A 12,346-nucleotide genomic window follows, 5' to 3' on the forward strand; every position below is an offset into this window, starting at 1 on the left:
CATAGCGCGAGTGGTCATCCACGACCGTCAGGGGATGGCATTGGGCATCATTGCCGAGCCGAACCCAGCCTTTGAAGTCCATCTGCCACAACAGATTGGGGGCCGGCATCTCAAAACGATGGCTGGCCACCGCGCCGCCGACCGGAGGCTTGATGCGGCCAGACCGACGCAAGATCTGATGGACTGTTGAGACGGCTGGCGAACGAAAGCCATTACGCTCCAGGCAGTGAGCTATCTTGCGAGCTCCCCATGCCGGATGAGCATCGCGTACCGCGATAATGCGCGCCTCGAGTTCGCAATCGGTCTGTCTCGGACTCGCATGCGGTCGCCGCGAGCGGTCCTCGATGTCCTGGTCGGCCTGCCATCGTGCAAGCCATTTGTAGCCCGTATCGGGATGGATATTGAACCGCCGACAGAGTTCCCGTCGGTTCGCTCCCTCCTGCATCGCAAGCCGAACGAACTCTCGCCGCTGATCCATCACCGACACCTCTCGCCAGGGCATGGACTTGGCCTCCCACACTGCCAAATCCGTGCACTATGACGTGTCGGCTATGTCCCCGAACACCCGTCGGTCATGTCCCCGGGCTGAACACTTGACCGGGCGATCCAGTATTCCGAGACGACAGCAGAATACGAAGGGCCACCTTGATAGGTTGAGCCGTTGCGAAACCCCTCGCTTCTCGATCCCCGCTCTCCGTAATCGCGGTCATCATCTGACTGTTCGCCCGCCCGATCGGAATTACGGTGACAGTGTTGGACTGCACCCCTGAAGTGAGACACGATAATTACAGTGACAGGCGTTTCGAGGATAGCCTGTAGCAGCAAGAGGCGACCAGTTGGTGCCGCTTTCGAAAGGGGCCAGCATGCCATAGTGACACTGTTTTGCCCGACGGGTCAAACGATATTCGTAAAATTCGAAATCCGCGCTGTCCTTGAATTGCAATTCCTGAACGAATTCTGCGCGTTGCTCCGATTGCCATCGTCTGTCGTTGTTTGCGAAATCGCTCCTCTTCGCCTATGCAGCGATCTTCGCCTCTTTGTTGCTGATATTTCCTCGACGCAGCAATGGCTTAACCGAACGGACGATGTGCCGTTCGCCGGCCGCGTTTCTACTGTGCATGGGGTTGTTTTTCACTTTTTTGCAGGAGGGATCCCGGGCCGACCAAGTGACGAGGGGAGGGAGCGCAGCCTACGCACCGCGCTGCTCCTTCCCTGGCGCCTGAGCTGAACAAAAGAAAAGGCCCGGTCGCGATTCGCGACCGGGCCTTTTTTCGTTCGTGCCGACCAGCGCGCTTACGCGGCGGTCGAAGCCTTCTGCGCGGCCTTTGCTTGCGCGGCAGCCGCCTCGTCCTTGCGGATCTCGGAGAGCTTCTTCTGGACCTGCTCCGAGAAGATGTACTGCGCCGGGCGCTGCTTGGACATGTCGATCTCCGGCGCCATGGGACCAGAGGTCTTGATGCCGCGCAGCGACACCCACATCGCCTTCAGCGGGTTGTGGAGGGCTGCGGTGGCCGCGGTCGGCTCGTAGCCGCAATGGGCCATACAGTCGGCGCACTTCTCGTATTTGCCGGTGCCGTAGCTGTCCCAGTCGGTGGTGTCCATCAGCTCCTTGAAGGTTTTTGCGTAGCCTTCACCGAGCAGGTAGCAGGGCTTCTGCCAGCCGAAAATGTTGCGCGCGGGCATGCCCCACGGCGTGCACTCGTATTCCTGGTTGCCGGCGAGGAAGTCCAGGAACAGGCCGGAGTGCATGAAATTCCACTTCTTGCCCTTGCCCATCGCGAAGACGTCGCGGAACAGCTTCTTGGTCTTGGTGCGGTTGAGGAAGTGCTCCTGGTCCGGCGCGCGCTCATAGGCGTAGCCCGGCGACATCGAGACGCCGACGCCGAGCTCGACGGTGAGGTCGAGGAATTTTGCGATCTCCTCGGCCGGATGGCCGTCGAAGATGGTGGCGTTGACGTTAACGGTGAAGCCGCGCGCCTTGGCCGCCTTGATCGCGGAGACGGCGCGGTCGAACACGCCCTTCTGCGACACCGCCTTGTCGTGGTGATCGCGCAGGCCGTCGAGATGCACCGAGAAGAACAGATACGGCGAGGGCTCGAACAGATCGAGCTTCTTCTCGAGCAGCAGCGCGTTGGTGCAGAGCGAGACGAACTTCTTGCGCGCGACGAGGCCGCGCACGATCTCGCCGATCTCCTTGTGGATCAGCGGCTCGCCGCCGGGAATCGCGACCATCGGCGCGCCGCATTCGTCGGCGGCATCCCAGCACTCCTGTGCCGTCATGCGGCGGTTGAGGATCGCGTCGGGATAATCGATCTTGCCGCAGCCGACGCAGGCGAGGTTGCAGCGAAACAGCGGCTCCAGCATCAGCACGAGCGGATAGCGTTTGCGGCCAAGCAGTTTCTGCTTGAGCAAATAGCCGCCGATACGCATTTCCTTGAAGAACGGGATAGCCATTACAAGTTTCTTTCTGGGCTTTGAATTCGGGTGAGTCAGCTCGCAGCCAATTGGGCCGGAAGCCGGAATTCGATGTTTTCCTCGCGGCCCGGCAACACCGAGACCTTCACTGGTCCGATCCGCCGCATCGCTTCAATCACGTCATCCACGAGTACCTCGGGCGCCGAAGCGCCGGCCGTGACGCCGACGGTCCTGGCATCCTTCAACCACGCCGGATTGAGCTCGCTGCCGTCGGCAATCAAATAACTCGCGACGCCGGCTTCGGTGCCGATTTCGCGGAGCCGGTTCGAGTTCGAACTGTTGGCAGCGCCCACCACCAGGATCACGTCGACCAGCTTGCTCAAATCCCTTACCGCAGTTTGGCGGTTCTGTGTCGCATAGCAGATATCCCGGATATCCGGACCTTGAATATCTGTAAAGCGGGCCTGGAGGGCCGCGATGATGTCCTTGGTGTCGTCGACCGACAGGGTGGTCTGGGTGATGTAGGCCATTGGCGTATCCGCCGGCAGCGTCAGGGCGTTAACCTCTTCAACGCTTTGAACAAGCTGCACCGGCCCCGGGACCTGGCCCATCGTGCCCTCGACCTCGGGGTGGCCGGCATGGCCGATCAGAATCAGCGTGCGGCCCTTGGTGATGTAGCGCTTCCCCTGATTGTGAACTTTCGTGACCAGGGGGCAGGTGGCGTTCAGCACCGGAAGATCGCGCGCGGCGGCCTCTTCCTCGACGCTGCGGGCGACGCCATGGGCGCTGAAAACGGTCACCGCCTTCGGCGGCACTTCGGACAATTCCTCGACGAAGATCGCGCCCTTGTTCTTCAGGCTCTCGACCACGTATTTGTTGTGCACGATCTCATGGCGCACGTAGACGGGCGGACCGTACTTCTCCAGGGCCCGTTCCACGATCTCGATCGCACGCACCACGCCCGCGCAGAAGCCGCGCGGCTGCGCCAGATAAACTTCCATTGGACGCCCATCACGCAAGTTGCACCAATCCGCTTCAAAGTTCCCGGCAGCACCTCGATACTGACCAATGGGTGCAATATCCGCACCATTGGTGTCGCGCAGCGGTAGCTGCCCACCCCCGTTGGGCTCCGGCGCATGGAGGCGCAATACTTTGTGTCAAAAAATCGGCAGCAAGGGAAGTCGAACGCTCCTTGGGTTCCCAGACAAAGGCAGTTCGGTGGTATTTGAGTAGGTCATTCCCGGTGAGCAAATGGCGACATTTGGCTCACTCTTTCGTCACTTTCCCGCCTCAACTCCCCGGCTATACCGACCGCCCCGCATGATTTTGCCACGGGTCCTCCGCCGTTTACCTCGAACCTTGTCGCGGCGAGAACCACTCAAACAGCAATAGGTTTCGCCCGGGAACTCCGATAAACAGCGGGCGTTTCCGGCAAGCTGTTAACCGCAGAAAGAAAAGAAGTGCTGCAAAGCGTCGTTGTTGCCATCGTCAGGGCCTGTACCCGGTTTGCCTCCCTCGTCGTCATTTTCGGGCTCCTGCTGTCGGTGGGAGCGGGCTATTACGCTGCGCGCCACTTCGCCATCAACACCGACATCAATTCGCTGATTGCCCAGAATCTGGACTGGCGCCAGCGCGACCAGCAGTTCGACCGCGCCTTCGACCGCGACGCGACCATCACGGCGGTCGTCGAGGCCAAAACGCCCGAGATGGCGAGCGCGGCAGCGGACGCGCTCTTTGCCAAGCTCAAGGACGACAAGACCAACTTCCAATCGATGCAGCAGCTCGGCAGCGGCGAGTTCTTCGAGAAGAACGGCCTGTTGTTCCTGCCGACCGAGGAGGTCGGCAAGATTACCGGTCAATTCGAATCGGCAGCGCCCCTGATCGAGATCATGGCGGGCGACCCCTCGATCCGCGGCCTGACCGGCGCGCTCGAGACTGGACTTGCCGGCGTCAAGCGCGGCCAGGTCAAGCTCGACAACACGGAGCGGCCTTTCAACCTGATCGCGCAGACGGTCGAGACCGTGCTCAACAAGGGCAATGCCAGCTTCTCCTGGCGCGAGCTCGTCAGCGACGAGCCGCTGAAGGATTCGGACAAGCGCGCCTTCATCGAGTTCAAGCCGGTCCTCGACTACAACGCGCTGGAGCCGGGCAAGGGCGCCACCGACGCGATCCGCAAGGCCGCAGCGGATCTGGATTTCCCGACCAAATACCAGGCGCGGGTGCGGCTGACCGGCCCGGTCCCGATCGCCAACGAGGAATACGCGACCGTCCAGGAAGGCGCGGTCGTCAACGGCATCGGCACGGTTCTCGTCGTGCTGCTGATCCTGTGGCTGGCGCTGCATTCGGCGAAGATCATCTTCGCGGTGTTCGTCAATCTCTTCGTGGGTCTTGCGATCACGACCGCGGCCGGTCTGATGATGGTCGGCTCGCTCAATTTGCTGTCGATCGCGTTTGCGGTGCTGTTCGTCGGCCTCGGCGTCGATTTCGGCATCCAGTACAGCGTCCGCTACCGCTCCGAGCGCTACAAGCACGACGATCTCTCGGGCGCGCTGGTGCTGGCGGCGAAGCGCTCGGCGGTGCCGCTGTCGCTCGCGGCGATGGCAACGGCCGCGGGCTTCCTCTGCTTCATGCCGACCGACTACAAGGGCATCTCCGAGCTCGGCCAGATCGCCGGCGTCGGCATGCTGGTCGCGTTCCTCTCGTCGATCACCGTGCTGCCGGCGCTCTTGAAGCTGTTGAACCCGCCCGGCGAGCCGGAGCCCGTCGGTTACGCCTTCCTGGCGCCGCTCGATCACTTCCTCGAAAAGAACCGCGTGCTGATCGTCGGCGGCACGCTGCTGCTGGCGCTCGGCGGCCTGCCGCTGCTCTACTTCATGAAGTTCGACTTCAACCCGATGAACCTGCGCAATCCGCATGCCGAATCGATCGCGACCTTCCTCGACCTGCGCAAGGATCCCAACACCGGCGCCAATGCCATCAACGTGATGACGACGTCGGAAGAGCAGGCAAAGCAGGTCGAGGCGAAGCTGGAGAAGGTGCCCGAGGTGCTGCGGGTGATGTCGCTCGACAGCTTCGTGCCGCAGGATCAGCCGCCGAAGCTGAAGCTGCTCGCGCAGGGCGCCAAGGTCTTGAACCCCGCGCTCAATCCCGACCAGATCGACGCGGCGCCGTCGGACCAGGAAAACGTCGAAGCGCTGAAATCCTCGGTCGACAATCTGCGCCGGACCGCGGGCGATGCGAAGGGACCGGGTGCGCTCGCCTCGCGCCGGCTGGCCGACGCGCTCGAGAAGCTCGCTAATTCCGACGAGGCTACGCGCAACAAGGCGCAGGACGTGTTTGTCACACCGATGAAGATCGTGTTCGACCAGCTCAAAAACGCGCTGCAGGCCGAGCCGGTGACCTTGAAGTCACTGCCGCCGGATCTCGTCAGCGCCTGGAAGAGCAAGGACGGCGTCATCCGCGTCGAGGCGCTGCCCAAGGGCGATCCCAATGACAACGACACGCTGCGCAAGTTTGCCGCGGCCGTGCTCGCGGCTGAGCCGACCGCGATCGGCGGGCCGGTCTCGATCCTGAAATCCGGAGACACCGTAGTGAAGGCGTTCATCCATGCCGGCATCTATGCCCTGCTGGTGATCGGCCTGCTCTTGTGGATCACGTTGCGGCGGTTCGTCGACGTGCTGATGACGCTGGTGCCGCTTCTGGTTGCCGGCGCGGTGACGCTCGAGATCTGCGTGTTGGTCGGCCTGCCGCTCAACTTCGCCAACATCGTCGCGTTTCCGCTGCTGCTCGGCGTCGGCGTCGCCTTCAAGATCTATTATGTCGTGGCGTGGCGCTCGGGCAGGACGAATCTGCTCCAGACCAGCCTGACACGTGCGATCTTTTTCAGCGCGCTGACGACGGCGACTGCGTTCGGCAGCCTGTGGCTGTCCAGCCATCCCGGCACGTCCAGCATGGGCAAGCTGCTCGCACTGTCGCTGGTAACGACGCTTGCCGCCGTGCTGCTGTTCCAGCCGGCCCTAATGGGCAAACCCCGCAATCTCAGGGAGTAGGCAGATGTCGCCGACCGGGTCGGCGGCGCCCTTCTGACCGGGCTTGACCGCGCCGGCGGCCTTCGGGGCTGCCGGGGCAGCTGCTGAGGCGCCCGTCGTGCCCTGGGCTTTCGGTGCCGCGCCGGTGGACTTCGGCGCGCCCTTGGCCATGGCGTTGGCGGGGCTCAAGGGGATCGGCGGACCAACCCGGGTCCAGGTCTCGCCCCCGCAGAGAAAGCCCATCACACAGCCCTTGATTTCGAGCTGGTCAGTCCCGGCCGGCGTGATGGTGGCGCTGTAGAGCTGGCCGTCCTTGGCGTTGTAGACCTGTCCTTCCCACTGATCGACGCCGGGCTTCTTCTTCATGTCGATCAGGGTCGGCATGCCCAGCGTCGGCCTGTTCTTTTTTGACACATCCGGGTTATTCTCGTCGCGGCCTCCGGGCTGCTTTTCCCAGGAGACGGCACCCCACATGCTGCCACTGCATTGGGCGACACGGATGTTGGCGACGCCGTCGGCGACCCGCCAGTCGCCGGTCGGGTCTGTGGCGAGCGCGGGGGTCAGACAGGTGTAACCGCCAGCCAGTATTATTCCGGTGTAAAGGGCTAAACGCATGATAGTTCCTTGGCAGTGCAACATGGTTTAAAGCTGTGCTTGCGAAGATGGTCCGAAAAAGGGCAAAAGGCCGCACAGACCGTTTCGATAGCGGTCCGTTTTCAGTTGACTAGACGGCCCTCAACCGAAGTATGTAGCGGATGCACAGTCCAAATCCAGACATGTCTGAGCTCTTCGCGGACCGTCAGGCCCAGCGCAGCGCCCTGCATAATCGGTATCTGAACGAGCAGTTCGTTCGGGTTCTCAAGACCATCGGCTACGATGTCGGCTTCCAGAAGGGGCAGGGGCAGTACCTCTACGACCGCGAGGGCGCGCGCTATCTCGACCTGTTGTCCGGATTCGGCGTGTTTGCGATCGGGCGCAATCATCCGGTCATGCGCGAGGCGCTCAAGAGCGTGCTCGATGCCGACCTGCCGAACCTCGTCCAGTTCGATGTCTCGACGCTCGCCGGCGTGCTCGCCGAGCGCCTTCTGAAATACGTCCCTTATCTCGACAAGGCGTTCTTCGCCAATTCCGGCGCTGAATGCGTCGAGGCAGCAATCAAATTCGCGCGCGGCGCGACCGGCCGTCCCGGCATCGTCTATTGTGCCCACGGCTATCACGGCCTGACCTATGGCGCGCTGTCGCTCACGGGCGATTCGAACTTCCGCACCGGTTTCGAGCCGTTGCTGCCGGGCTGCACCCCGATCCCGTTCAACGATCTGGCCGCGCTCGAAAAGGCGTTGGCCTCACGCGAGGTCGCGGCCTTCGTCGTCGAGCCGATCCAGGGCAAGGGCGTCAACATGCCCACCGACGAGTTCCTGCCCGGCGCGGCCGCGCTCTGCAAGAAATACGGCACGCTGTTCGTCGCCGACGAGATCCAGACCGGCATGGGCCGCACCGGCCGCTTCCTTGCGGTCGAGCACTGGAACGTCGAGCCCGACATAGTGCTGCTGTCGAAGTCGCTGTCGGGCGGCCACGTGCCTGTCGGCGCGGTGCTGACGCGCAAGGCCATCTTCGACAAGATCTTCAACCAGATGGACCGTGCGGTGGTGCACGGCTCCACCTTCTCCAAGAATGACCTCGCGATGGCTGCGGGCATCGCCACGCTCGACGTCATGGAGTCCGAGAAGCTGATCGAGTCCGCCGCCAAGCGCGGCGCCGAGCTGCGCCTGGCGCTGACGCGCATGGTGCCCGGCTACGAACTGTTGAAGGAAGTCCGCGGCAAGGGTCTGATGATCGGCATCGAGTTCGGCCCGCCGAAATCGCTGCGCCTGCGTGCCTCCTGGAACGTGCTGGAGACCGCCAACAAGGGCCTGTTCTGCCAGCTCATCACCGTGCCGCTGTTCAAGGATCACAAGATCCTGACCCAGGTCGCCGGCCACGGCAGTCACACCATCAAGCTGCTGCCGCCGCTCACCATCACCGAGGAAGACTGCAGCTGGATCGAGCGCGCCTTCGACGACGTCATCGCCGGCAGCCACAAGGTCCCCGGCGCGATCTGGTCGCTCGGCAAGACCCTGGTGGACAACGCGGTGAGACGGTCGGCCTGATTTTTGGCCGAGCCATCTCGGCATTCGTCATTGCGAGCGAAGCGAAGCAATCCAGGCTATCTCGGCGGAGGCAGTCTGGATTGCTTCGCCGCTTCGCTCCTCGCAATGACGGTGCGGGGTGAATCTATCCCTCCACATTCGCCTTCATCGCCGCCTCGAACTTGTCGACGAACTCGGCGAGCTCGTCGGCGGCGATATCGCTGACGGCCCAGAAATTCAGGCCGCGATTGCCCCAGCGGCGGCAGTTGAAGCCTTGCATGGTCTCGGTCTTCGGCGCGCGATATTCCACGTTCGATGTCTGCGACACGAATAGGTTGATGACGTGCTGCCGGCGCCGGTAGACGACCGCACCGATGGCGCGCGCATCGATATAGTCGAGCCGGCCGCCGACCAGTGTGAAGCCCTGCGCGGTGAGATCGATCACGGGCGGGGCGACGTCGAGCTTGCCGTTGAACCACGGCTTGACCGTGTGCTGGTCGGTCGAGACCACGTCGGTGAGGTGGCCGGCCTGGAGCGAGCGCAGATGCGCGGAGACGACCTCCGACAGGATGCGCTGCTGGTCGTCCTGGCGCAGCACCAATGCGACGACGCCGGAGGCGGCGAGCGCGGAGACGGCTGAGCCCATCGCAAAGCCGCGCAGCAAGGAGCGGCGAGTCGGTTGGTGCTGTGCTTGCGGCAGTGACGCCTCGATCCGAGCGCGGAGGCTCGCGGGCGCGGTGTAGCGCAAATCGGTGTCGGCGAGCACGCGCTGCATCTCGCGCTGCGCGGCGAGCTCGGCGGCGCAGGCCGGGCAGCTGGCGATATGCGCTTCGACCTCGCGCGCATGGCCGGCATCGAGCTCATTGTCGAGCAGCGCGTGAAGCAGGATTCTTGCTTCGTCGCAGGTCATCTTGCTTGCTCCTCTTCCGCCGTCCAGGCCGCGCGCAACATGGCGCGCGCGCGGGCGAGGCGAGACATCACGGTGCCGATGGGCGCGCCGACCGTCTCGGCGATTTCACGATAGGACAGGTTGTTGATCTCCCGCAGCACGAAGGTCTCCTTGAACGGTTCGGCGAGCGTGTCGATCAGCTTGCGGATCGCGCCGGCATCGCGGCTGCGCAGCACTTCGGTTTCCGGGCTTGCCTCGCTCTCCTGCCAGATCGGCGTCTGCTCCGCGGCGCCGGGTGTATCCTCGATCGCGCTGGGCCTGTGCGCCCGCCGCGCATATTCTGCGTTGCAGACGTTGCGCAGGATCGCGAACAGCCAGGGTTTCATCGCCGGCCCGCGATAACTGTCAAAGTGCTTCAGCGCGCGCAGATAGCACTCCTGCACCGCGTCCTCGGCGTCGGAGGCATCGCGCAGGAGGTAGCGCGCGAGCGTGTAGACGTCGTCGAGATGGGGCAGTGCCGCTTCGCGGAAGCGCTGCGCCTTCTGCAAATCGTCGGTGGCGGGCATCGCTCCTCGCTTTGCCTCTTGCTTTGCTTCGTCTTTTGCCGTGATCGAAGACGTCCGAGCCCGGCCGGTGTGGGACCACCGGCCGGGCAAGACGTTGATGTCTCGGCTCGAGATGTTACTCAACCTTGATCATCCCCGTCATGTGCGGATGCAACGAACAAAAATATTTGTAATCGCCCGCATTGGTGAAGGTGAACGAGAACTTGTCGTCGGTGTCCAGGGTCTTGGACCTGAACTTGCCGGCCGAGACGATAGTGTGCGGAATGTCGTCCCGGTTGGTCCAGGTCACGGTGGTGCCGGCCTTGATCTTGAGCTCGGCCGGCTGGAAGACGAAATTGTCGATGTGCACCTCCGTCTCGTCAGCGCGGGCAGCCGTTGCGGGCAGCAGGATGGCCGCGACCAAAGCGAGACCGAAGTCGATACCGAAGTCGCGGCGATTAAGTGTCTTCATGATCAGCCTTTCTCTCAGCCCTGGAGCGGCGTATCGATGATGGCGAGGCGCTGCTCGTTCTGCTTGAAGTTGATACTGGCAACGCCGAGCATGGAGCGGAGTCTAGCGTCCTCGACCTTCATCGGCCCGGGCGAGGGAGCGGCCCCCGGCGCCGGCTGCGGGAAGGCGGTCGAGCGCGCGGTGTGGAAGGTGACGTTGCCCTCGACCTTCTGCATCACCTGATGGATGTGCCCGTTGAGTACGGTGACCGAGCCAAAACCCTTGACGTATTCCAGTGCGCGGCCGCCATCCTCGGTGCCCCAGCCCCATTGCGGGTAGACGGTCCACAACGGGATGTGGGCGAACAGCACGATCGGCGTCGATTTCGACTTGCCGCGCAGATCGTCTTCGAGCCAGGCGAGCTGCTCGGCGCCGAGATTGCCGAGGCCGCCAGCCTTGAGGTCGACGACATTGACGAGGCCGACGAAATGCACGCCGCCGGCATCAAATGAGTACCAGCCGTGCCCCTTGGTGCCGCGACCGTAGCGTTCGCGATAGAGCTTAACCTCCTCGTCGATGAAGTCGTGCTCACCCGGCACGTAGTGCACGTCGAGCTTGGTCTGCGAGATGATGCGCTCTGCGTCATCGAACTCGGTGACCTTCGACAAATGGGTGATGTCGCCGGTATGGATCATGAAGGACGGCTTGATCGGCATCGCATTGATCTTGCCCACGGCTTCCTCCAGCGTGCCGAGTGCGTTGGGATTAGCCGGCTTGTCGAAGCCGACATGGCTGTCGCTGATCTGGAGGAATGTCATGCCGGGCGCAGCCGCGGTCGCGGCTTGCGCAGAATCGATGATGCCCAGCGAGCGCGGCACGCCGCCGGTGATGGTCCAGAGTACACCGGTGCCGGCCCAGGTCATGCATTCCAGCACCTTGCGGCGGCTGACGCCGTCTTCGCCATGGTCGTGTCCGCTCATCACGCATCTCCTCTGGCCCGAAATTGGGCTTGCCGGGAGGTGATCGGGAGAGGGGCGGGTTTATTCCCGGGCTCCAGATAAAATGGATCGGGACCAGCTAATCACGTTTCCGAGAACCGGTTTACCCCGAAACAGGTGGTCTCCGCACCGCGGACGCCAATGGTGGCGCAGCTGAGCAACCATCTCGCGCCGTGGAAGCCGTTGCCGGACCGTCGTTTCTTGGTGCTTACGCAACGATCAGGATGCAGCGTTCAGTCGCAGCAATCATCCGCGAATCGACGAGACTGACTTCGGTGTCAGAAACTAACTCGTTCGAAGGTGAGCTCGCATCGAGAGAATAGGAACAGCTGGAGATCAACTGAATTCAAGGTTCGCCAATGACGCAGGCTGCCGAGTTTGACGTCTTGGCGAACGCAACTGAAGAGGAGTTGATGATGATGAGAACACTCGCGATCCTTGCGGCAGGCGCATCACTGCTCGCAGTCTCTTGCCCGAGCTATGCAGCAGACCATCTGTTCACCGCCGTGGCTGCGGGCGGACTGTCGAACACCCCCGGCCAAGAAAGCCAACCATTCCTGAATGGACTCAACAATCCGGGTCGACCGGGTGACGAAGTCCCAGGTCAAGGCAGCGTATTTCAGGGCGAGGACCATACCGTCCCGGCAACGGATACGACGACCGGGGTGAAGATGCTTAAAACGCCTCCGCCAGCGCAGAGCGGGACGAAGACTGTGCCAACGGGCAGCCCTTCGGTGCCCTAATCCAGCCACTGCGATCGCTTCGGGTCGCGCCAGAAGCGGCGCGTTCAGTCTCAGCTCTTCTGGTCTGATCACGCCGCCGGCATCGCCAACGAGGGGGCAACGTTCAGCGTGGAGCGCCGCAAGAGCTAATGCGGCGAAATTACTATTCGCA

General features: G+C 62.8%; 11 protein-coding genes. 3 read left to right on the forward strand and 8 right to left on the reverse strand.

What is annotated here, in order from left to right; all coding sequences use genetic code 11:
* The 3 genes from BLV07_RS24560 to ispH all read right to left on the reverse strand — a co-directional run.
* The coding region (locus tag BLV07_RS24560) for a helix-turn-helix domain-containing protein (protein ID WP_143035487.1) at positions 1-502 on the reverse strand (502 nt) is incomplete at its 3' end.
* A 791-nt stretch (positions 503-1,293) separates the two neighbouring features.
* Positions 1,294-2,454, reverse strand: a complete 1,161-nt coding sequence (gene hpnH, locus BLV07_RS24565) for an adenosyl-hopene transferase HpnH (RefSeq protein WP_091890723.1) — start codon at positions 2,452-2,454, stop codon at positions 1,294-1,296.
* A 35-nt stretch (positions 2,455-2,489) separates the two neighbouring features.
* Positions 2,490-3,416, reverse strand: a complete 927-nt coding sequence (ispH, locus tag BLV07_RS24570) for a 4-hydroxy-3-methylbut-2-enyl diphosphate reductase (protein ID WP_091890726.1) — start codon at positions 3,414-3,416, stop codon at positions 2,490-2,492.
* Between the two features lie 459 nt (positions 3,417-3,875).
* On the opposite strand from ispH, the gene hpnN reads away from it, so the two are divergent.
* Positions 3,876-6,464, forward strand: a complete 2,589-nt coding sequence (gene hpnN / locus BLV07_RS24575; RefSeq protein ID WP_091890729.1) for a hopanoid transporter HpnN — start codon at positions 3,876-3,878, stop codon at positions 6,462-6,464.
* Here the strand turns inward: hpnN and BLV07_RS24580 are convergent.
* On the reverse strand, positions 6,432-7,058 hold the full coding sequence (locus tag BLV07_RS24580; protein WP_176945731.1) for a DUF2147 domain-containing protein: 627 nt from the start codon (positions 7,056-7,058) through the stop codon (positions 6,432-6,434). The two genes, hpnN and BLV07_RS24580, sit on opposite strands and share 33 nt — an antisense overlap.
* Positions 7,059-7,198: 140 nt before the next feature.
* Between BLV07_RS24580 and hpnO the strand changes: the two genes are divergently transcribed.
* Complete coding sequence (gene hpnO, locus BLV07_RS24585) at positions 7,199-8,590, forward strand: aminobacteriohopanetriol synthase HpnO (RefSeq protein ID WP_091890735.1); 1,392 nt, start codon at positions 7,199-7,201, stop codon at positions 8,588-8,590.
* Between the two features lie 124 nt (positions 8,591-8,714).
* On the opposite strand, the gene BLV07_RS24590 is transcribed toward hpnO, so the two are convergent.
* The 4 genes from BLV07_RS24590 to BLV07_RS24605 all read right to left on the reverse strand — a co-directional run bounded on the left by BLV07_RS24590 (position 8,715) and on the right by BLV07_RS24605 (position 11,434).
* Positions 8,715-9,479: an anti-sigma factor family protein gene (locus BLV07_RS24590; RefSeq protein WP_091890738.1), complete on the reverse strand. Its 765-nt coding sequence runs from the start codon at positions 9,477-9,479 to the stop codon at positions 8,715-8,717.
* Positions 9,476-10,024, reverse strand: a complete 549-nt coding sequence (locus tag BLV07_RS24595) for a sigma-70 family RNA polymerase sigma factor (protein ID WP_164939366.1) — start codon at positions 10,022-10,024, stop codon at positions 9,476-9,478. The genes BLV07_RS24590 and BLV07_RS24595 overlap by 4 nt, the downstream gene beginning before the upstream one ends.
* A 115-nt stretch (positions 10,025-10,139) precedes the next feature.
* Positions 10,140-10,475, reverse strand: coding sequence for a cupredoxin domain-containing protein (locus BLV07_RS24600; protein ID WP_091890741.1), 336 nt, complete (start codon positions 10,473-10,475; stop codon positions 10,140-10,142).
* Positions 10,476-10,489: 14 nt separating this feature from the next.
* Positions 10,490-11,434, reverse strand: coding sequence for a metallophosphoesterase family protein (locus BLV07_RS24605; RefSeq protein WP_091890744.1), 945 nt, complete (start codon positions 11,432-11,434; stop codon positions 10,490-10,492).
* Positions 11,435-11,811: 377 nt separating this feature from the next.
* Between BLV07_RS24605 and BLV07_RS24610 the strand changes: the two genes are divergently transcribed.
* Complete coding sequence (locus tag BLV07_RS24610; protein ID WP_091890747.1) at positions 11,812-12,195, forward strand: hypothetical protein; 384 nt, start codon at positions 11,812-11,814, stop codon at positions 12,193-12,195.
* Positions 12,196-12,346: the final 151 nt, after the last annotated feature.

The organism is Bradyrhizobium sp. Rc2d, assembly GCF_900099855.1.
In the GTDB taxonomy this organism is placed as follows: domain Bacteria; phylum Pseudomonadota; class Alphaproteobacteria; order Rhizobiales; family Xanthobacteraceae; genus Bradyrhizobium.

Bases quoted from the DNA above. Each gene is read 5' to 3' on its own strand.
- hpnH (WP_091890723.1), bottom strand. From the start codon at position 2,454: ATGGCTATCCCGTTCTTCAAGGAAATGCGTATCGGCGGCTATTTGCTC.
- ispH (WP_091890726.1), bottom strand. From the start codon at position 3,416: ATGGAAGTTTATCTGGCGCAGCCGCGCGGCTTCTGCGCGGGCGTGGTG.
- BLV07_RS24580 (WP_176945731.1), bottom strand. From the start codon at position 7,058: ATGCGTTTAGCCCTTTACACCGGAATAATACTGGCTGGCGGTTACACC.
- hpnO (WP_091890735.1), top strand. From the start codon at position 7,199: ATGCACAGTCCAAATCCAGACATGTCTGAGCTCTTCGCGGACCGTCAG.
- BLV07_RS24590 (WP_091890738.1), bottom strand. From the start codon at position 9,479: ATGACCTGCGACGAAGCAAGAATCCTGCTTCACGCGCTGCTCGACAAT.
- BLV07_RS24595 (WP_164939366.1), bottom strand. From the start codon at position 10,024: ATGCCCGCCACCGACGATTTGCAGAAGGCGCAGCGCTTCCGCGAAGCG.
- BLV07_RS24600 (WP_091890741.1), bottom strand. From the start codon at position 10,475: ATGAAGACACTTAATCGCCGCGACTTCGGTATCGACTTCGGTCTCGCT.
- BLV07_RS24605 (WP_091890744.1), bottom strand. From the start codon at position 11,434: ATGAGCGGACACGACCATGGCGAAGACGGCGTCAGCCGCCGCAAGGTG.
- BLV07_RS24610 (WP_091890747.1), top strand. From the start codon at position 11,812: ATGACGCAGGCTGCCGAGTTTGACGTCTTGGCGAACGCAACTGAAGAG.